At 70.9% G+C, this 19,395-nt stretch carries 19 protein-coding genes and 2 pseudogenes; 6 read left to right on the forward strand and 15 right to left on the reverse strand.

The genetic code is table 11. The annotated features are described in order from the left end of the window. The first annotated feature begins 10 nt into the window (after positions 1–10). The 3 genes from OG439_RS36755 to OG439_RS36765 are packed head-to-tail and all read left to right on the forward strand — an operon-like array spanning position 11 to position 2,527. Positions 11–919 (forward strand): sugar kinase, encoded by a 909-nt coding sequence (locus OG439_RS36755; protein ID WP_326945177.1) that lies wholly within the window; start codon positions 11–13, stop codon positions 917–919. Continuing rightward, positions 916–1,533, forward strand: coding sequence for a bifunctional 4-hydroxy-2-oxoglutarate aldolase/2-dehydro-3-deoxy-phosphogluconate aldolase (locus tag OG439_RS36760; RefSeq protein WP_326945178.1), 618 nt, complete (start codon positions 916–918; stop codon positions 1,531–1,533). Before OG439_RS36755 ends, OG439_RS36760 begins: the two co-directional genes overlap by 4 nt. Further along, positions 1,526–2,527 carry a lactonase family protein gene (locus tag OG439_RS36765; protein WP_326945179.1) on the forward strand — a complete coding sequence of 334 codons (1,002 nt, stop codon included), beginning with the start codon at positions 1,526–1,528 and terminating at the stop codon, positions 2,525–2,527. The genes OG439_RS36760 and OG439_RS36765 overlap by 8 nt, the downstream gene beginning before the upstream one ends. 47 nt (positions 2,528–2,574) lie before the next feature. On the opposite strand, the gene OG439_RS36770 is transcribed toward OG439_RS36765, so the two are convergent. Genes OG439_RS36770 through OG439_RS36785 form a run of 4 tightly spaced genes read right to left on the reverse strand, consistent with a single transcriptional unit; the run spans position 2,575 to position 7,643 of the window. Then, positions 2,575–4,587 (reverse strand): alpha-galactosidase, encoded by a 2,013-nt coding sequence (locus OG439_RS36770; RefSeq protein WP_326945180.1) that lies wholly within the window; start codon positions 4,585–4,587, stop codon positions 2,575–2,577. A 14-nt stretch (positions 4,588–4,601) separates the two neighbouring features. Next, the gene (locus OG439_RS36775) at positions 4,602–5,423 is read right to left on the reverse strand and encodes a carbohydrate ABC transporter permease (protein WP_326945181.1); all 822 of its coding nucleotides are present in this window, start codon (positions 5,421–5,423) and stop codon (positions 4,602–4,604) included. Then, positions 5,420–6,343 (reverse strand): carbohydrate ABC transporter permease, encoded by a 924-nt coding sequence (locus OG439_RS36780; protein ID WP_326945182.1) that lies wholly within the window; start codon positions 6,341–6,343, stop codon positions 5,420–5,422. The genes OG439_RS36775 and OG439_RS36780 overlap by 4 nt, the downstream gene beginning before the upstream one ends. A gap of 1 nt (position 6,344) precedes the next feature. After that, positions 6,345–7,643, reverse strand: a complete 1,299-nt coding sequence (locus tag OG439_RS36785) for an ABC transporter substrate-binding protein (RefSeq protein WP_326945183.1) — start codon at positions 7,641–7,643, stop codon at positions 6,345–6,347. A 159-nt stretch (positions 7,644–7,802) separates the two neighbouring features. Between OG439_RS36785 and OG439_RS36790 the strand changes: the two genes are divergently transcribed. Further along, positions 7,803–8,504, forward strand: a complete 702-nt coding sequence (locus tag OG439_RS36790) for a FadR/GntR family transcriptional regulator (RefSeq protein WP_326945184.1) — start codon at positions 7,803–7,805, stop codon at positions 8,502–8,504. Between the two features lie 32 nt (positions 8,505–8,536). Here OG439_RS36790 and OG439_RS36795 read toward each other — a convergent pair whose 3' ends face one another. The 3 genes from OG439_RS36795 to OG439_RS36805 are packed head-to-tail and all read right to left on the reverse strand — an operon-like array spanning position 8,537 to position 10,386. Continuing rightward, positions 8,537–9,133, reverse strand: coding sequence for a TetR/AcrR family transcriptional regulator (locus OG439_RS36795; RefSeq protein ID WP_326945185.1), 597 nt, complete (start codon positions 9,131–9,133; stop codon positions 8,537–8,539). A 34-nt stretch (positions 9,134–9,167) separates the two neighbouring features. Further along, on the reverse strand, positions 9,168–9,884 hold the full coding sequence (locus tag OG439_RS36800) for a hypothetical protein (protein WP_326945186.1): 717 nt from the start codon (positions 9,882–9,884) through the stop codon (positions 9,168–9,170). Continuing rightward, positions 9,877–10,386 (reverse strand): SigE family RNA polymerase sigma factor, encoded by a 510-nt coding sequence (locus tag OG439_RS36805; protein WP_326945187.1) that lies wholly within the window; start codon positions 10,384–10,386, stop codon positions 9,877–9,879. Before OG439_RS36805 ends, OG439_RS36800 begins: the two co-directional genes overlap by 8 nt. Before the next feature lie 135 nt (positions 10,387–10,521). Between OG439_RS36805 and OG439_RS36810 the strand changes: the two genes are divergently transcribed. Next, a complete protein-coding gene (locus OG439_RS36810) occupies positions 10,522–11,541 on the forward strand; it encodes a threonine aldolase family protein (RefSeq protein WP_326945188.1) in 1,020 nt (339 codons plus the stop codon). Further along, positions 11,538–12,116, forward strand: coding sequence for an HAD family hydrolase (locus tag OG439_RS36815; RefSeq protein WP_326945189.1), 579 nt, complete (start codon positions 11,538–11,540; stop codon positions 12,114–12,116). Before OG439_RS36810 ends, OG439_RS36815 begins: the two co-directional genes overlap by 4 nt. A gap of 28 nt (positions 12,117–12,144) precedes the next feature. On the opposite strand, the gene OG439_RS36820 is transcribed toward OG439_RS36815, so the two are convergent. From OG439_RS36820 to OG439_RS36855, 8 genes and pseudogenes are all read right to left on the reverse strand, one after another. Beyond that, positions 12,145–12,333: a hypothetical protein gene (locus OG439_RS36820; protein ID WP_247059237.1), complete on the reverse strand. Its 189-nt coding sequence runs from the start codon at positions 12,331–12,333 to the stop codon at positions 12,145–12,147. 102 nt (positions 12,334–12,435) lie between these two features. Beyond that, positions 12,436–13,614, reverse strand: coding sequence for a pyridoxal phosphate-dependent aminotransferase (locus OG439_RS36825; protein ID WP_326945190.1), 1,179 nt, complete (start codon positions 13,612–13,614; stop codon positions 12,436–12,438). Positions 13,615–13,704: 90 nt separating this feature from the next. Then, positions 13,705–13,920, reverse strand: a pseudogene (locus OG439_RS36830) (transglycosylase SLT domain-containing protein); the annotation flags it as partial. A gap of 1,710 nt (positions 13,921–15,630) precedes the next feature. After that, positions 15,631–15,939: pseudogene (locus tag OG439_RS36835) on the reverse strand (WXG100 family type VII secretion target); the annotation flags it as partial. A gap of 20 nt (positions 15,940–15,959) precedes the next feature. Further along, positions 15,960–16,271, reverse strand: a complete 312-nt coding sequence (locus OG439_RS36840) for a hypothetical protein (protein ID WP_326945191.1) — start codon at positions 16,269–16,271, stop codon at positions 15,960–15,962. Positions 16,272–16,403: 132 nt separating this feature from the next. Continuing rightward, positions 16,404–17,177: an ESX secretion-associated protein EspG gene (locus OG439_RS36845; protein ID WP_326945192.1), complete on the reverse strand. Its 774-nt coding sequence runs from the start codon at positions 17,175–17,177 to the stop codon at positions 16,404–16,406. Between the two features lie 2 nt (positions 17,178–17,179). Beyond that, positions 17,180–18,814 (reverse strand): hypothetical protein, encoded by a 1,635-nt coding sequence (locus OG439_RS36850; RefSeq protein ID WP_326945193.1) that lies wholly within the window; start codon positions 18,812–18,814, stop codon positions 17,180–17,182. Positions 18,815–18,823: 9 nt separating this feature from the next. Then, entirely contained in the window at positions 18,824–19,390 is a 567-nt protein-coding gene (locus OG439_RS36855) for a DUF3558 domain-containing protein (RefSeq protein WP_326951710.1), read from the reverse strand. Between the last annotated feature and the right edge of the window lie 5 nt (positions 19,391–19,395).

The raw sequence follows: 19,395 nt of genomic DNA on the forward strand, positions 1-19,395 counted from the left end.
GCTCTCGTTGATGAACACCGAAGTCGTCACTCTCGGCGAGGCGATGCGGCTGCTGCTCGCCGAGCCCGGCGTCGCGCTGCGGCGCGCGCACACCTTCACCTCGTCGGTCGCCGGCGCCGAGACGAACGTCGCGGTCGGCCTGGCCCGGCTCGGCCACGGCGTCCGCTGGCTGAGCCGCGTCGGCGACGACCCGTCCGGCGCGCACGTCCTCGCGACGCTGCGCGCGGACGGCGTCGACGTCTCGCGCGTCGAGGTTGATCCCGAGCGCTACACGGGCTTCTTGCTCCGGGACACCGAAACGGTCGAGTACCACCGAAGCGGCTCCGCTGCTTCGCGCCTGTCAGCTGCGTACGTGCGCGAAGCGGGCCTCGATGGCGCTCGGCTCGTGCACGTCTCCGGGATCACGGCGATGCTGTCACCCGGAGCGTGTGAAGCCGTCGAAGCGCTCTTCGCGCTCGCACGCGCTTCGGGCGCCTGGGTGTCCTTCGACCCGAACGTCCGGCTGAAGCTCGGCAGCCCGGAGCGCTGGCGCGAGACCGTCGGGCCGCTGCTGACCAGGGCGGATCTGGTCTTCGCCGGTGAAGAGGAACTCGAACTGCTCGGGCAGACACGGGACGCGCTGCTCGCGGGCCGGGCGCACACGGTGGTCGTCAAGCAGCAGGACAAGATCGCGCGGGCAGTGACGGCGGAGGGCTCGTGGAAGCAGGACAGCCTGGTCACGCGGGTCGTCGACCCGGTCGGTGCGGGGGACGCGCTGACGTCGGGCTACCTGTCGGCGTGGCTGCGCGGCGCGTCGCCGGAGGAGGCGTTGCGCGCGGGCGCGGCCTGCGCGGCCCGGGTCGTCGGCACGCGGACCGACCTCGAAGGCCTGCCGGACCGGAGACAACTGGCACTGATCAGCACGGAGGTGGACCGATGACCTACCGCTGGGAGATCACGGCGAATGCGCTGCGTCAGGGCGTCGTCGGGATCGTACGGACGCACGACGCGGAGTCCGCGGTGGAAGCGGCGCGCGCGGTCATCGAAGCCGGGCTGCGCTCGGTGGAGCTGCCGCTCACGAACCCCGGCGCGCTGGACGCGATCTCGGGACTGTCCGCGGCCTACCCGGACGCGACGATCGGCGCCGGCACGGTGCTCGACGAGGCGTCGGCGGTCCTGGCCATCCGCGCCGGCGCGCGGTTCCTGGTGTCGCCGTCGGTGGACGCCGCGGTGATCCGGACCGCGCACCGGTACGGCGTCGCGGCGTTCCCCGGCGCGGGCTCGGTGACGGAGATCGTGCGGGCGCTGGAGGAAGGCGCGGACGCGGTGAAGGTGTTCCCGGCGTCCGCGCTGGCGCCGTCGTGGATCTCGGACGTCCGGGCGGCGCTGCCGCAGGCGCCGCTGGTACCCACCGGCGGCATCGGCCCGGAGGACGTGCCACGCTGGCTGGCGGCGGGCGCGGTGGCCTGCGGGGTCGGCTCGGCGCTGACCCGCGGGACCACCGAGGAGATCGCCGTCCGGGTCGAGACGTTGTTGAGGAGCACGCATGGCTGAGCTGGTCTTCGTCGGCTGCTACACCGGCGAGGCGGGAAACGGCACCGGGATCACGACGTTCGCGCGGTCGTCGTCCGGCTTGACCGAGGTCGCCTCGCTGCCGTTGGAGTCGCCGTCGTGGCTGGTCCGGCACCCGTCGCTCCCGGTGCTGTACGCGGCGAACGAGACCGCCACCGGCTTTGTGACGGCACTGTCGTTGTCGCCTGCCGGGGCTCTTTCGGTGCTGGGCACTGCTTCTACCGGCGGAGCCCACCCGTGCCACCTGGCGGTGACCCCGGACGGCCGGTTCCTGTTGTGCGCCAACTACACCGGCGGCAGCCTGGCGGTGTTCTCGCTGTCCACTTCGGGCGCCTTGGTCTCCCGGACGGCCTTGGTCCGGCACACCGGCAGCGGCCCCTCTGCCGACCGCCAGGAGGCGGCGCACGTCCACATGGCGGTCCCGTCGGCCGATTCGACGGTGGTGAGCGCGGTCGACCTGGGCACGGACGAGATCCGCAGCTACACGCTGTCTTCTGACGGTTCCCTGTCGCCACTCGCCGTCTCTTCTCTGCCGCCGGGCACGGGCCCACGTCAGCTGGTGCGGCGGCCAGGCACGGACCTGGCGTACGTGGTCGGCGAGCTGGCCGGAACGCTGGTGACGGTCCGCGAGACGTCCCCGGGCGCCTTCTCAGTTGTAGCCGTGACGCCGTCGACGCTGTCGTCGGTGACACCGAACCTGGTGGCCCACCTGGAGCTGGCGGGCTCACGGATGTACGTTTCGAACCGCGGCCCGGACTGCGTCACGGAGTTCGCCCTCGACGACGCGGCTGCGGTGTCGGACCAGCCGTCCGGCGCGAACCCACGGCACTTCGCCCTGGTGGACGGCACGTGTTACGTCGCGGCCCAGAGCGACGACGCGATCACGGCGTTCACGCTGACGGCGTCCGGTGACGCGGAGCTGCGCCGCTACCCGACGGGATCGCCGACGTTCGTGCTGCCGGTCTCGCTTCCCTGAAGCCGTGAAGGCCTCCTTACCGGCTCTTATGGCCGGTAAGGAGGCCTTCACGGCTTTCGGCGGAGGATGACCACGTCGGCGTCGTGGTCTGCGGTCCAGTCGAACGGGAGGCCCGCGTACTTCAGGTGTGTGCCCGAGTAGTGCGCGCCGGAAGCGTCCACATAGGACGAATCCGGACGCACCGAGAGACGTACTCGCGACGAGCGGCCCGGGACCAGTGGCGCGCCGGTCAAGGTGCCCGTGTTCCACGCCAGGACGACCACCGTGTCGCCGTCTTCCGAGGTGTACTGAGTGGCCGCCGTGGGGGCGGTTGGGCCGTGGATTACCTGGGCCGTGCCGTGGTGGATCACTGGGCGGATCTGCTTGTAGAGAGAAACCAGCGAAGCCGCTTCGGAGTGCTGGGCGTCAGACCACTTCGACAGGTCCGCGCCGATTCCGAGCACTCCGGCCATTGCCGTGACGAAGCGGAAACGCAACGAACGCGGGCGTGGGTCGAAGACTCCCGGTGCGTCCGTCACCCAGGAACTCATCAAGTGCGGCGCGTGCATCAGCAGGAAGCCGTCCTGGATGGACAGGCGGTCCAGGGGGCCCGTGTTGTCGCTCGGCCAGACGACGTCCGTGCGCGCTACCGTCGCCAGGTCCGTGCGGCCGCCGCCGCCTGCGCAGGCCTCGATCGTTACGTGGGGGTGCGCCGAACGTAGGTGGTCCAGAACTGAGAGGTAGCCCTCGACGTGCTCGGCGTCCAAGTCGGCGAAAGGGGAGCCAGGGCGGCCGCGTTCTGTTGGTGGGCGGTTCATGTCCCACTTCAGGTACGAGATCGGGTACGTCGACAGCAGTGAGTCCAGAGTGGACTTGATGAAGGAGACCACCGCGGGTTGGCCCAGGTCCAGCAGCAGCTGGTTGCGGATCAACGTCAAGGGACGCCCGTCGATCCGGTACACCCAGTCCGGATGCGCGGCGTAGAGCTGCGACTTCGGGCTCACCGCCTCCGGCTCCACCCACAGGCCGAACTCCAGCCCCAGGTCCCGCACCGAGTCGACGAACGCGCCGAACGACTCGTCCGCCGGGGTCCAGTCACCCAGGCCGCCGGTGTCGTCGTCGCGGCCGGTGAACCAGCCGTCGTCCACCACGAACAGCTCGACGCCGATGTCGGCCGCGTGCTTCGCCAGTTCCAGCTGGTGCTCGCTCCGGACGTCGAAACCCGTTGCCTCCCAGGAGTTGTAGAGTACTGGACGCGGGCGTCGCCACCGGGAACCGGCCAGCACTCGGTCGTAGTCGTGCCAGACCGATGCCAGCCCCGGCAGTCCATCCACACTGGACGCCAGGGCGACCGGCGGTGTTGACAGAGAGGCGCCGGGTTCTAAGAACACCGGGCCTGGGGACGGCAGCCGTCCGGCTCGGATGCGCGTCAAGCCGGACGGCTCGACATCGGCGGAGATCGCCCATGATCCCGGCCAGGCCAGCGAGACGCCGTAAGCAGGGCCGCCGGAGACGTCCTGCACCGCCAGCCACGGGACGTGCGCGTGGCCCGGCACGCCGAACCGGCTCTCCATCCGGAACCCGCCGGCGGGCAGAGCCAGTGTCTGCCGGGTGAACTCCTGTGACCACTGGCCGGTCAGGTACGTCAGCTGAGCGCCGCCGACCGTCGGGACGCACACACCCGCCGAGCCGAGCCGGTCGAACTCCAGCGTCGATGTTCCGGTGTTGGTGAACTCGACCCAGCGGGTGAGCACGTCCGTGTCGGGCACCGGCCGGTAGCACAGCACCGCGCGCAACCCGGTCACTTCGTCCACAAAGGTCAGACGCAGATCCGCATCCGACGCGGCGCCGTCGAAGCGCCACCACGAACCGCCGCGCACGGCGACGTCCGCGCCGGAGAACGGGCGCAGGCCCAGCGGTGCGTACTCGACCGGGGCCGCGTCGGCCTCGGTGATGAAGTGCACCGAGCCCGCGTTCGTGAACACCGACGGGCCGTCCTCGATCCCGGCCGGTCCCCAGGCGACGAGTTCGGCCCACCGGGAAGTGGGGTCCAGCGCCACGGTGTACGAGGTGGTCTTCATGGCCACGGTCCACGTCACTTGATCGCCCCGATCGCCAGCCCCGAGATGAAGTGCTTCTGGAACCGCAGGAAGACGGCGACCGTCGGGACGGCCGCGATGACCGAGCCCGCCGCGATCACGTTCCAGTTGGACACGTACTGCCCCTGCAGGCCGAGCAGCGCCGGCGTCACCGGCATCACCGTGCCGGTGCGCAGCACGGTGATCGACCACAGCAGGTCGTTGAACGTCCAGGTGAACGCCAGCGCGCCGAGCGCGGCCAGCGCCGGGCGGGTCATCGGCAGGATGATCCGGCCGAAGATCTGCACCACGCCGGCGCCGTCGATCAGCGCCGCCTGCTGGATCTCGTCCGGGATCGAGCGCATGAACCCCTGCAGCACGAACGTGTAGAAGCCGAGCCCGAACCCGACCTGCACGACGATCAGCGCCGTCAGCGTGTCGTAGATCCCCAGCAGCTCCGACAGCTTCGCCACCGGGACCAGCAGGATCTGCGGTGGCAGCAGGTTGCCCGACAGCATCACCAGGATGATCGTGCGCCGCAACGGAATCTGGTACCGGCTCAGCGCGAACGCCGCCGCCGCGCTGAGCAGCAACGACAGCAGCACCGTCGGGATCGTGACGATCAGGCTGTTCAGCATCGCGTGCCCGCCGCCGCCCTCGCCCCACGCCTGCCCGAAGCCGTCGAGCGAGAACGACGCCGGCAGCGCGCCGAGGCCGTTCGACGCGATGTCGGAGAACGTCCGGACGCTGGTCGTCAGCACCAGCACGATCGGCAGCAGCCACAGCACCGAAAGCCCGCCCGCGAGCAGGTGGAACCCCGCGGTCCGCGTCCGCCTCACGAGTCCTCCCGGAATGCGCGCACGAGGTAGGTCACGATCACGCCGAACGCCAGCACGAAGATCACGACGGCCAGCGCGGACGCGTAGCCGAGCCGCAGCGACTGGAACGCCGTCGCGTACATGTACGTGCTGAGCACCTCGGACGAGTGGTACGGCCCGCCCTTCGTCATCGACCAGATGACGTCGAACGACCGCAGCGAATCGATGATGATCACCGACAGGACCACGGAGTTGACGCTGCGCAGCTGCGGCCAGGTGACGTTGCGGAACTGCTGCCACGCCGTGGCCCCGTCCAGTTTGGCCGCTTCGTAGAGCACCGGGTCGATGCCCTTGAGCCCGGCCAGGTACAGCACCATCACGTACCCGAGCTGCCGCCACAGCGCCGGCACGAGCACCGCGTACAGCGCGGTCTTCGGGTCGGCGAGCCAGGCGTGCTGCCAGCTGCCGAGCCCGATCGCGGCGAGCAGCCGGTTGATCACGCCGTCCGGCTGGTAGATCACCTGCCAGATCAGCGACGTCGCGACCAGCGAGAACACCACCGGCGTGAACAACGCGGCCCGGTAGAAGCCGACGCCCTTGCGTTCCTTCTGCAGCAGCGTGGCGAGCGCGAGCCCGCCGACGGCCGAGAGGCCGCCGAAGAGCACGAGCCAGATCACCGTGTCGAGCGCGGCCGTGCCGAAGATGTCGTCGGAGAACATCTCGGCGAAGTTCCCCAGGCCGACGAACTGCGGCGCCGAGACGCCGTCCCAGTTCGTCAGCGCCAGGTAGAACCCCTGCAGCGCGGGCCAGAACACCCAGAACCCCTCGACGACGAGGGGCACCAGGACGAACGCCAGCAGCACGGGCGAGACCCGGCGGCGACGACGGCGTTTCGCGGCCAGGAACGCCGTGTCGGGCCGTTTCGCGGTCAGCACCGCCATCTCAGGACTGCCAGACCTTCTGCGCGGCGGTCTGCCAGTCGGCCAGGATCGAGTCGAGCTCGTTCGGCTTCTGGATGAACCGGATCAGGGCCGCGTCGGCCGTCGGCTGCAGCGCGTCGGAGGAGTCGCGGTTGAAGAACTGCGTGATCTCCTTGGCGTCGGTGAGCAGCTTCCGTCCTTTTCGGACCAACGGCGTGCCGTTGTCCTTGGCGTCCGGGTTGGTCGGCAGGACCGTGCCGGAGGAGTTCTTGATGTAGAGCTCCTGCGCCTCGGCCGTCGCGGCGTAGGAGAACCACTCCTTGACCTCGGCGACGTGCGGGGTACGCGCGCTGGCGAAGAAGCCGTCGGTCGGACCCTCCTCGGCGACCGGCACGGCCGGGTCAAGGATCGGGAACTGGAAGAAGTCGAGGTCGTCCAGCGCGTCCTTCGGAGCTGCGTCGGCGAAGAACGTGCCGGTCAGGATCATCCCGGTGCGGCCCTGGAGCAGCACGGTCGTGGCGTCCTGGAACGCGATCGCGGTGCCGTTGGGGTCGGTGTAGGGCAGCGCCTGGCGCCACGGGTCGAAGATCTTCTTGACGCGCGGGTCGTCGAAGCGCTGCTTGCCGGCCAGCAGTTCGCGGTGGAACGGCGCGCCGTTGATCCGGATGTTCAGGTAGTCGAACCAGGCCGACGCGGTCCACGGCGTGGTGCCGCCGGCGCCCATGCCGATCGGCGCGATGCCCTTGCCCTTCAACGTTTCGCACAGCGCCAGGAACTCGCTCCAGGTGGTCGGCGGCCGCACGCCCCACTTCGCGAAGTTCGACTTGCGGTAGAAGAAGCCCCACCAGTAGTACGACGTCGGGACGAAGACCTGGTGCCCGGCGCCGTCGCCGGACAGGTTCCGGAAGGCCGCGCTGTAGTTGCCCATGGTCTGCCAGACGTCGCCGACGTCGAGCAGCAGGCCCTTGCGCGCGTAGCCCGACAGCAGCGAACCCGGGTACCACGTGAAGGTGTCCGGCGGGTTGGCCGCGGTGAGGTAGCTGGGCAGCTGGGTGCGGAAGGTCTCCGACGCGACGGTGTTGACCGTCGCCGTCGCGCCGCCCTTCGCGCCGAACGCCTGCGCGAGGGCCTCGATGGCCTTCTTCGCCTCGGGCGAGGACAGGTTCGACTGGACGGTGACCGCGCCGGCGGCCTGCTTGACCGGGCCGTTGGACGCGGAAGTGGCGCAGGCGGCGAGGAAACTGCTCGAGCCGATCGCGCCCAGCCCGGCCAGGCTCGCGTTGCGCAGGAAACGACGGCGGGACAGGCCGGCACTCGTCATCTCTTGACCCCTTTGTCTCGATGTCCGCACGGGCGTGACTGCTGCCAAAGAGTGCAACCGGGCGCCGTCGCTGTCAAGATGTATTCATAATTTATGACGACTTCGCCGTCAGCGTAGGATGCGCTCAGCTAGACCGCCGCCAGCTGAAAGGCCCCTCCATTGACCGAACACCGGCCACGCGGGCTGCACGGCCAGACCGTGGAGGCGCTGGCCAGCCGGATCCTCTCCAACGAGTGGGGCGAGGGCACCGTCCTCGACCTGCCCGCACTGCGCGAAGAGCTCGACATCAGCCTCACCGCGCTGCGTGAGGCCCTGAAAGTGCTGGCCGCGAAGGGCATGATCGACGCGCGCCAGAAGCGCGGCACGTTCGTCCAGCCGCGTGAAAAGTGGAACATGCTCGACGCCGACGTCATGCGCTGGCAGACCGCGGCCGCCGACGACCCGGGCCTGCTCGACGAGCTGACCGAGGTCCGCGCGGTCGTCGAACCGGCCGCCGCCCGGATCGCGGCGGAACGAGCGTCCGACGAGGACATCGAGTCACTGCGGGATGCGCTGTCGGACATGGCCGCGGCCGAGGGTCCGGAGGCCAGCGTCCAGGCCGACCTGGCGTTCCACCGGCGGCTGATGACGGCCACCCACAACAACTTCTTGATGCGGATGGAGCGGATCATCGCGATCGGCCTGGCCGAGCGCGACAAGGTGGTGCACGGCGCTTCGGCGGCGGAGGACCCGGTGCCGTCGCACCGCAAGGTGCTGGACGCGATCATCGCCCAGGACCCGGCCGCGGCCGAGCAGGCGATGCTGGCGCTGGTCACCAAGTCCCGCGACGACCTGGCGAAGGCTCAGCGCACGCGGTCGTGAGTGGTAATGCGGGTTAGAACCCTAATTACCACTCACGAGCCGTCGAGCGCCGCCTGCAGCATGCGGGCCGCGGCGGCGCGGGGCGCCGGGTCGACGGCGATCAGCGCGTTGACGACCGCGCCGTCGACCAGCGCCACCAGCTTCTCCAGCTCGGCCTCGCGCACCGGCGTGCCCGAGCGGGCGAAGATCTCCGTCAGCAGCTCGTTGAGCTGGCCCGACAGCGTCCGCATCAACGGCCGCAGGTACGGCCGGCGGCCGGTGGCGACCAGGCGCTCGTAGCGCAGCAGCACGGCTTCGGCGTCCGCTTCCTCGTCGCCGCTCTCCGGGCCCAGCAGCATGTCGAGCACCAGCTCGACCATCGCCTGGACGCCGCGGTTGCGCGTCGCGAGCTCCTCCAGCCGGCGGCGGCCGGTTTCGAGCTCGGCGTTGCCGTGGTGCTCGACGGCCGCGGCGACCAGGTCTTCCAGCGAGTCGAAGTAGTACGTCGTCGACGCGAGCGGCAGCCCGGCCCGCTCGGCCACCGCACGGTGCCGCACGGCGTCGAACCCGCCCTCGACTAGCAGCTTCGCGGCGGCCTCGACGAGCGCGGCACGCCGTCGTTCCCCCTTGGGAGTTGCCGCAGCGGTCATGGCCGTTCATTCTGCCAAGCGGCCCGGCGGCGGCTCAGAAGCGGGGCGCGAGTTCGCTCGCGAAGCGGCCCACGTCACCCGCGTACGGGGCCGCGTTCGCCGCGTCCGGCACACTGACCAGCACCAACGTGCCGCCGGACGCCGTGGCCACCCGCGCCGTCACCGTGCCCGCCGGCTGGGACTTGAAGGCCACCGAAATGCCCTTCGGGTACACCGCCGCGGCGACCTCGCCGCCCGGAACCGGGAACCCCGCGGACCGCGACGCCGTCGTACAGGCGCTGCCCGGGGACGCCTGGGCGGCGGCGACGTGGCCGGGAAGCTCGCCAGCGAGGGCGATGGCGAGCTCCCCGTCCACCTCTTCGCACCCGGAGGCGCCTTCGGCCAGCTGGCCGGTCTTCCCGTCTACGCTGCCCCCCTGCTGGGGCGGCGTGGACGAGAAGTTCGGTGACTCCCCACCGGCTTGAGGACGGGCCACGCTGGGGTTCGGTTGTCCCGAACCCGGGCCCGACTGCGCCGACACGGCGTTGTCGCTCGCCGCGGTCAGCGACTCGGGGGTACCCCCGGAGAGCAGCCCGTAAGCGCCGAACCCGACGACGACCAGGGCCGCGGCGCTCACCCCGGCGGTGATCCGGTTCCGGCGCCGCACGGTCTGGCGGCGGGACTCGCGCACGACGTCGCCCTGGTCGAACGACGGCGACGGCGCGTCCCCGGGCGCGGCGGAGAACAACGACCGCAGCTCCTGCTCATCCATTGGTCTCCACCTCCCGTTCGAGTACCTGCTTCAGGTTCGCCAGCCCGCGGGCGGTCTGGCTCTTCACGTTGCCTTCGCTGCAGCCCAGCGCCTGCGCCGCGCCGGTCACGTCCAGTCCTTCGAAGAACCGCATGACCAGCACCGCCCGCTGCTTGGGCGGCACTTCCTTCAACGCCGCCAGCAGGTCTTCCCTGGTCGCGACGAGGTCGTCGAGCCCGGGTCCGTCGTCGACGCGTTCCGGCAGCACTTCGGTCTGCCACTCGCGCCGCCACGGACGCCGCGATTCGTCGATCGTCGCCCGCACGAGCGTCTTGCGCACGTACGCGTCGGTCGCCGCGCGATCCCTGATCTTCTTCCACCTCCGGTGCAGCGCGACGAACGCCGTCTGCGCGAGGTCGTCCGCCCGGTGCCAGTCGCCGCAGAGCATGTACGCGGTCCGGCGCACGGCGTCCCGCCGGGCGGCGAAGTACTCCGCGAACTCCTGTTCGTCGCGCTGATCCACGCGCTGTCGTGCTCCGCTCTGTTGTCGTCGGTGGGTAGGACGGAATCAGGGGCGTCCACGGTTGCACGGACCACCCGGGTTCGACCACTCAAGGGCTCATTGATCCCCGTCCGGCCGGTGTGATGTGATCACTCCGTGACCTTCACGCTGCCTCCGCTGGACTTCCGTTCCGACACCGTCACCCGGCCGGACGACACGATGCGGGCGGCGATGGCCTCCGCCGAGGTCGGGGACAACGTCCTCGAACGCGACCCGACCGTCGCCGAGCTCGAAGAGAAGGCCGCCCACGTCCTGGGCATGCCGGCCGCCCTGTGGGTGCCGAGCGGGACGATGGCCAACCTCGTCGCGTTGAGCCTGCACCTGCAGCGCGGCGACCGGTTCCTGGCCACGCGCGGGGCGCACGTGCTCGCCAACGAGCTGGGCTCGGCCGCGTGGCTGGCCGGCGGCATGCCGGAAGCCCTGGAGCACGACGGCGGCCCGGGCCGCCCTTCGCCGAGCACCCTCAAGGCGGCGATCGGACAACCCGGGCCGTACTTCACATTACGGACATCTCTCCTCTGCCTCGAGAACACGCACAACTCGGCCGGTGGCGCGGTGACCCCGCCCGACGAGCACGCCCAGCTGCTGGCCGTCGCGAAGGAGGCCGGGCTGACCGTGCACCTCGACGGCGCCCGGCTCTGGCAGGCCGCGGTCGCGCTGGAGGTGCCGCCGGCGGCGTTGACGGTCGGCGTCGACACCGTGTCGGCCTGCTTCAGCAAGGGCCTCGGCGCGCCGGTCGGCTCGGTCGTCGCGGGCAGCGTGGACTTCGTCGAGCGGGCCCGCCGGATGCGGCAGATGCTCGGCGGCGGCGTCCGGCAGGGCGGCGTCCTGGCCGCGGCCTGCCTGATCGCCCTGGACCGCGTCCCCGACCTGGCCGCCTCGCACGAGAACGCGCGGCGGCTGGCCGAAGGCCTGAACGAACACGGCTGGCCGGCCAACACGCCGGACACGAACATCGTGCTGGCCGAGGTGCCCGACGTGCCGGCGGCGCTGGCCTGGCTCGACTCGCTGGGCATCCGCACCGGGCCGATGGCGGGCAAGGTCCGGTTCGTCACGCACCGGGACCTGAGCGCGGCCGACATCGACGAAACCCTGCGCCGGATGGAGAAGCAGTGAACTGGATCGTCTTCGACTACGGCGACGTGCTCAGCAAGCCGAGCGCGGCCCGCCCGGAGCTGGCCGCCAAGCTCGGCGCGCCGCTGCCCGAGTTCGAGCGGGCCTACTGGGACCTGCGGATCCCCTACGACGCCGGCAGCACGCCGCTGGAGTACTGGCAGACGGTCGGCGACGCGCTGGGCCGGCCCGTCGACGAGGCGCTGTCGGACGAGCTGACCCGGATCGACGTCGAGGGCTGGGCGCACCTGGAGCCGTCGTCGAAGGACCTGCTCGAGGCGCTGGCCGAGGCGGGCGCGTCACTGGCCCTGCTCTCGAACGCGCCGTCGGTGTTCGGCGAGTGGGTCCGCGAGCAGGACTGGGCGCGGTTGTTCCAGGTGACGCTCTTCTCCGGCGACGTCCGGTGCGTGAAACCGGACGCGAAGATCTTCGAGCTGCTGCTGGAGCAGCTCGGGGCCGAGCCGGGCGACTGCCTGTTCTTCGACGACCGTCAGTCCAATGTGGACGGCGCGCGGGCGGTCGGGCTCAAGGCCCAGCTGTGGAACGGTGCCGAGGCGGCGCGGGCGTGGCTCGGGTGAGCCGCCCGGCGCCGCTCCGGCGCCGCGCTCAGTAGCGGTTGATGCGCTTGGGGTCCTTCTTGCCGCTGATGGCGCCGTAGGCGGCCGTGCCGAGGAAGATCACGCCGCCGATGATGGCGATCCACAGGACGGCCTTGAACACGAAGCCGATCACGGCGCCCAGCACCATGAACGCCACCCAGGCGACGATCAGGCCGCCGACGATCTTCCAGAACATGGCTTCCTCCGATGTGTTCCCGTGGCCCCTCCGGCCTCGTGACTCAAGCGTGCCACCTCGGCCGGGGAAACTCCCCTCGCAAGAGCAACGTTCAGGGATGAATCAGGGTTCCCCCTGGCCCAGCCAGGCCCCCAGGCGGCGGACGCCCTCGTCGATGTCGTCGGCGCTGCCCGCGAAGGAGAAGCGCACGTACTTGCCGCCGTCGACCGGGTCGAAGTCGACGCCGGGCGTGATGGCGAGCCCGGTGTCGGCCAGCAGCCGCTGACACCAGCTGAGGCTGTCCTCGGTGTGGGCGCTGACGTCGGCGTACGCGTAGAAGGCGCCGTCAGCGGGGGCCAGCTTGTCGAGGCCGATGCCCTTCAGGCCGGCGAAGAGCCGGTCGCGGTTGGCCCGGTAGTGCTCGACGTGCGCGTCGGCCTCGGCGTACGCCTCCGGCGTGAACGCCGCGATGGCCGCGTACTGGGAGACCGCGGGCGGGCAGATGGTGAAGTTGCCGGTCAGGACGTCGACCGCGCGGTGCAGCCGCTGCGGCACGAGCATCCAGCCGAGCCGCCAGCCGGTCATCGCGAAGTACTTCGAGAAGCTGCCCAGCACCATCGGCTCACGGCCGTACTGCCACGCGCAGTCGAGCTCGGCGCCGTAGGAGACACCGTGGTAGATCTCGTCGCTGATCAGCTGGACGCCGTGCGACGCGCACCAGCCGGTGATGGCGGCCAGCTCCCCGGGCGGCAGCACGGTGCCGGTCGGGTTGCTGGGGCTCGCCACGATCAGGCCGTCGATCGGCCCCAGCTCGTCGAGCAGGGCCACGGTGGGCTGGAAGTTCGTCTCGGCGGTCGTCGCGAACTCGACGACCTCGCAGCCGAGCACGGACAGCAGATTCCGGTAGGCCGGGTAGCCGGGCCGGGCCATCGCGACCCGGGCGCCGGGGTCGAACGCGCTGAGGAAGGCCAGCAGGAACCCGCCGGACGACCCGGTCGTCATGACGACGTCCTGCGCGCTGACGTCGAGGCCGTACTTCCGCCGGTAGTGCCCCGCGACGGCGTCCCGCAGCTCCGGGACGCCGAGCTGCTCGGTGTAGCCGAGGGGGCTGCTCCGGAGCGCCTTTTCCGCGGCTTCGAGGACGGGCTTCGGCGCGGGCACGGACGGCTGCCCGGCGGCGAGCGACACGAGATCGCCGTGACTGCGCTGCCGCGCCCCGGCCGCGGAGATGACGTCCATGACGTGGAAGGGCGGCACCGCGGCCCGCAGCGCGGGCCCGGCGAAGGCTCCGAGGTCGACCATGCCGCCAGGCTAGCTCCCGGTCACCGAAAAGCCGTGAAGGCCTCCTTCCCGGCTCTTATGGCCGGTAAGGAGGCCTTCACGGCTTTGGGCTCAGTAGCCCTGGTAGGCGCCGCCGTGGGCCATCGCCTTGATGCCGGGCACGTTGCCGAGGCCGCCGTAGCGGTCGACCGAGTACTTCACGCCGGCGATGATGTTGTCGACCGGGTTGTAGATGTTGTCGTGCCCGGGCAGCTTGTGCGCGTTGAACGTCGAGTCGATGCACTGCATGAGCCCCTTGGACGGGTGCCCGGCGGCCGCGTTCGAGTTTCCGGTCAAGAAGATGTGATCACCTTCCTGAGCCGTCCACGTGCCCAGTTCCGTCGTCACGCACCACACGTCACCCCGGCCGGCAGCTTCCTTGTTCAGGAAGGCTCCAGTGACGACCGGGTTGTTCAGGTGCACGGAGAACTCCCGGCGCCACGTTTTCGGCTGGTTCGCCCGTTCGACCGGGAGAACGCGAGGCCGCGATCCGGACAGGTAACCGGCCAGCGCGATGGCGTCGAGAACGGCACCGGCCGCCTGGTAGACGACCACCTGAGGTCGCGAATAGCCGGGCCGCGAGTACCGGCTTCCCTCGGCGTCGATGACCGCTTCCAGCCACGCCGCACGCTGCCCGCTGGACATCGCCAGCACCTGGGCGACCGCGTCGGACTTGGGATTTCCGGCTCGCCTCAGCAGATCCTGGGCGTAGTCGTGGTCCAGGCGGAACTGGTGTCGAGGCCCGCACCCGCCGCGGTCGTCGACGTACACCGCGTGCGGCACGCCGTCGAGAAGCCGGCGGATCTTCGCCACCATTTCGGGCTTCGACTGGGCGATGGACATGGTCGGGCGGTGCTGCCGGGTTTCGACGTGACCATCACCGGCGATCCACCCGAGAACGGCGGCTTCCGGCACGCTGATTTCCAGCGTCGACTCGGTCGCGGCCGGCGCCGTCAGCAGAATCCGGTCACGCGATCCGACGTCCTGGGTGGCGACGAAGCCGGGCTCGTTCTCGTACCGGTTCTCCTGCTTCGGCGAAACGAAGCCGTGTTTCTTGCGCCGATGCACCGCCACGCCGTTCTCCGGCTGGTGCGCCGCACGCGGCGCCCACCCACATTCCGGACAAATCACCGGCAGGTCGGAACGCCGGACATTGACCCGCGGCAGGTTGAGCCAGCGATGGTTCGGTGTCGTGGTCGCACTCCACCGGGAGTTGCTCATCCGGACCAGCTCGGCGTCCTCGTGGTGGACGACCCTGGTGATCCGCGTCCACTTGCCGCGCCCGGTGGCCGGGTCGAAGCCGATCGTCTCGTCGCCGACCTCGACCGCGTCGTGCTTCAGGACACCACGCTTGGTCAAGATCAGCGTGTCCAGTGGCACGCAGTCCCAGTTGTTGATGGCGTTCGGGTTCCCGCCGGACTCGTGCTGGATGATCGCCCAGATGTTGGGGATGTCGGCGTCGGTCACGGGGACGCCGGCGGCCTGGAGTGCCTTGATGGCCTCCTGGATCCACTGCTGGACGTTGCCCGGGGGCGGCGACGCGGGCGGGCCGCCGCTGGGGCCGAGGCCACCGCCTCCGCCACCACCACCGCCGCCTCCGCCCCCACCGCCGCCGCCGTGGGACGCGCCGTTGGAGTGGATGCCGCCGGTGCTCTTGGGAGCCGCGGCCGAGCTGGCCGGCAGCGGCACCTGGTCGTAGCCGCCCTCGATCTGCTGGGACATCAGCGTCTGTGACGCCTTGATCGCGGTGTCGGCCTGGGTCTGCAGCCCGGCCACGTCACCGTCGTAGCCCGCGGTGATGGTGTGGATGTCGGTCTTGGCCGTCGCGAGGATCTCGGCCGCGCTGGGGCTCGGGGCCGGCTTGCCGTTGTCGACCGCCGTCTTGGCGTCGGCCAGCGCTTTGTTCATGGCCGACTCGGCCGTGGTGTTGCGGGCGTTGACGTCCTTCTCCGCGGCCAGCTGCTTGTCCTGGACGGTCTTCTTGATCTGCGCGAGGTTCTGCTGCAGGTCGTCGAGGTCCTTGGCGACGTCTTCGAGGTGGGTCTGGACCTTCGTGCCGGCGTCACGGACCTGGCGGACGTAGGTGAAGAACTGGTCCGCCGCGGGACCGGCCCACACGTGCGCGTCCAGCGAGTCCGTGGAGGTCTTCAGCGAGGCGTTGTGGTCACCCGCGTTCTTTCCGGCGTCGCGGAACTGCGTCGCGGCGTCGGTGATCTTCTGCAGATCGACCTTTTCGACCTGGTTCACCTTTTGCAGGAAGGCGTCCCAATTGTCGGGCGTCCCGGCGCCGACCCCGTTCAATGCCACTCTCGTGCCCCCTGCTCAGTTCACTTGTCGACGTGCAGCTTGAGGTCGCTCGCACCGACCTGGTCGGTTTCGGCGATCAGGCCGGCGGCCTTGCGCATGGCGAACCCCAGCGCCTCCATGTGCTTGCCCGCGGCGTCGAACTGGCTGTGCACGCCGTCCTTGAACTTGCCGACCGAGCTGTGCGCCTCGCCGTTGGCGTCCATCCCGCCGAAGGGGCTTTCCTTCTCGTGGTCCATGCCGGTGAGCTTGCCCTTGGACTTCTCGAACTCGTCCTTCAGCTTCTCCACCTGGCCGGCCGCGATGGCCATCGAGTCGGCGTCGTAGACAGGCACGGTTCGTCATCCCCTTCGGAAAACTTGTGTCCGCCCGATCAGACGTCGGCACGACCAGGACGGTTCCCCGCATACTTTATGACGTCCCGCGCACTGTGCGTACCGATCTCCGCCAACTTCCCCCGGCGGGGTTCAGGCCTCCGCCACCAGTTCGCGGATCCGGGTCGCCAGCAGGGCGTTGTCCGCCGGGGTGACGGTCGCCCACTCGCGGCCGTCGCGGTCCTTCGCCACCTGGAACAGGTAGCGGCCCGCGTCCGTGTCGAAGAACGCCAGGACCCGGGGCGCCCGGTGGGCCACGCCGTCGCGGCCGGTGCGTTCCGCGCCGAACTGGCCGCGGGCTTCCTGGCCCAGCAGCATGCCGGACAGCTCTTGGGCCTGGAACAGCACGACGCCCTGGTCTTCCAAGGCCGTGACCAGCGCCTTCGGGTCGCCGCTCGCCGCCGCGTCCGCCACGCGCAGCGTGTCGTACGGGATGCTGACCGTCTGGCCGATGCCCGGGCCGAGGTCGCCCGCCACCGAGACCGCCGCCTCCGGGAGGCCGTCCTCCGTCGCCGGGATCAGCCAGACCTCGTTGTTGTCGACCACGGCCAGGACCGCCTGGCTGCGGACGTTGACCGCGCGGCCGCGGATCTCGCGCTCGGCCCACACCCACACGTCGATGCCGAACTGCGGGCGGGCCAGCAGGTGCAGCATGTCGGCCACCTCGCCGGACACCCGGCGGTTGCGGGCCAGGCGCCGCTCGGCCAGCGACGTCCAGGCCGCCTCGACGACGTCCGCGCGTTCCGTGCGGGTGGTTCCCCCGCTCGGCACGTCCAGCGCGACGTGCCGGCGGGGCAGTCCGAGCGACTCCCAGAGGACGTCGAACTCGGACGCGGACAGCACGAGGCTGCCGTGGTCACGCGTCACGGTCAGTGCCCGTCCCCGCCGTGGTCACCGATCACGTCGGGCGAAACCATGCGCTGGTCGGCGAACAGGTCCTTGTCGTCGACGCCGAAGCGGCGGACGTGCTCGTCGTCCTCCTCCTGCGGCGCGGCCTTCGACAGGAACCGCGGGTCCTCGCCCTTCTGCTTCGTGCCGATCTGCTCCGACTTCCGCAGCGCGGCGGCTTCCTCCTCGGGCAGCTCGCCGACCGGCAGCGGCCGCACCGGGCCCTTCGGCTGGTTCTGGCTGCGCTTCTCGCGGTCCTTGTCGCCGGCGAGCGCGCCACCGGCCGCACCCGCGCCGACCGCCGCCGCACCCGCGCCCAGCTCGCCCGGGGTCGCGCCCGGCTTCGCCGCGAACCCGCGTTCGGCCGTGAACTGCCCCGGCGCGATCGGGGCCTGCGGGGCGGCGCCGACCGTGCGGCCCTTCGCCAGCAGGCCGTCCGCACCGCGGTTCGCGCCACTCGCCGAACCTTCGAGCCCGGTCACGCCACTGCCGGAAGCCCCGCCACCGCCGAGCGACTTGATCGGCGACGTCTGCGTCGAGCCGGTCGCGGGCCCGCCCGGCAGCTGGCCGGAGCCAGAGCCAGAGCTAGAGCCGGGACCGGACGAACCGGGCGCACCCGGCGGGACGAAGGTGTTCGGGTCGCCGCCACCGGGCTGGCCGGGGTTGAACCCGCCGGGCCGGCCGGGCTCGCCGGCCGTGCCGCGACCCGGCGCGTTGACCCAGCCGGGGCCGGGTGACGTCGGCGGCTTCGCGGCCGACGGCGCCGTCGCGGAGCTGGGCGACGTGCCCTGGCTCGCCGGGACGGTCGCGCCGGTGTGCCGCGGCGGCGGCGCCACCGGCCGCGACGGCTGCTGCTGCGCCGGGGTGCCGTAGACCGGGGTCGGCGGGTCGGCGTGGACCGTGTGCGACACCGGCTGCACCACCGGCGGGTCGACGTGCACCGAGCGGACCTTGTCCGACGCCGGCCGCACGCTGCCGTCCGGGGTGACCGCGACGGACGCGCCGGCGACGTCCAGCACGCCGGGCGTGACGCCGGGAGCGGCCAGCTTCAGCGACTCCGGGTCCGACAGCGACTGCGTCGAGAGCAGGTTGGTGCCGCTGTCCTGCGCGTACTCGTTCAGCGCCTGCGTCGCCTGCGCCTTCGCGTTGTTCGCGGCCTCGACCTGCCGGGCGTGATCGGTCTCGAAGCCGATCAGGCTCAGCAGCAGGCCGTCGCCGAGGGTGTAACCGCCCGCCCCCTTCCGGACGGTCTCGGCGTCCGGGAGCTTGTACTTGGTGCGGTTGAACGCCTCACCCTGCTCGAACACCATCTCCGCGGCGTGCGCGACCTTCGTGGTGGCGTCCTGGGAGAACCCGGCCTGCTCGGTGAGCACCTGGCTCGCCGCGCCGCCGGCCTGGCTCTGCCACTCGACGCCGAGCTTGAGCAGCTGGGCGCGCAGCGTCTGGTCGGTGTGGGCGAGAGCGGTCGCGACGGCCTTCAGCGCGTCGACGGCGGTCCCGATGCTGCCGGTGCCGTCGCCGGTGATCATCCGCGTGATCTGGTCGGCGATCGCGGTGTTGGTCCAGCCGTCGAACCGGTGGTTCTGGATCCCGGCCGCGAGCTCGGAGAATTCCACGCGCTCTCCCTAGTTGCGTGACTTCAAGGACTGCAGCGCCAAGTCGGCGGCGTGCGCCGACATGTCGCACAGCTGCGGCTGCGTGAGCTGGCCGCGGGTGACGGCGAAGGTCTGGACGGCCAGCGTCTGGCCCCTCGCCACGCCGACGAGCGTTTCGCAGTCGGCCGGTTCGCCGGCCGCGCGGTAGTTCGTCAGCGCCGGATAACCGCCGATGTTCTTCGGTTCGGTGGTCATGCTGTTCTTCTTGCGGGCGCCGGTGATCCACTGGTCGAGGTCGGACGACACCGCCCGCACGTGGTAGGAGTGCACCGGCTCGGCGCCGTCCGCGTCGAACACGCAGGTCGGCCCGTCCTGCTCCGGCGCCTCCCGGGGCGCGCTGGTGATCTTCAGCGCGTCGAGCTGCACCTGCGGGAAGACATCGCACAGGTTGACACCCTGCAGCGTCAGCTCGGCCGGCCGTTGCGGCAGCTGAGCCGCCTTGGCGCTCTGCGACGCCGCGGTCGCGGCCGTCTCGACCGGGTAGGGGGTGCCTTCGGTGCCCGCCGAGCAGCCGGCGAGCGCCGCTGTCGCGAGCACGCCAC

It is taken from the genome of Amycolatopsis sp. NBC_01307 (genome assembly GCF_035975215.1).
Taxonomy (GTDB): Bacteria; Actinomycetota; Actinomycetes; order Mycobacteriales; family Pseudonocardiaceae; genus Amycolatopsis.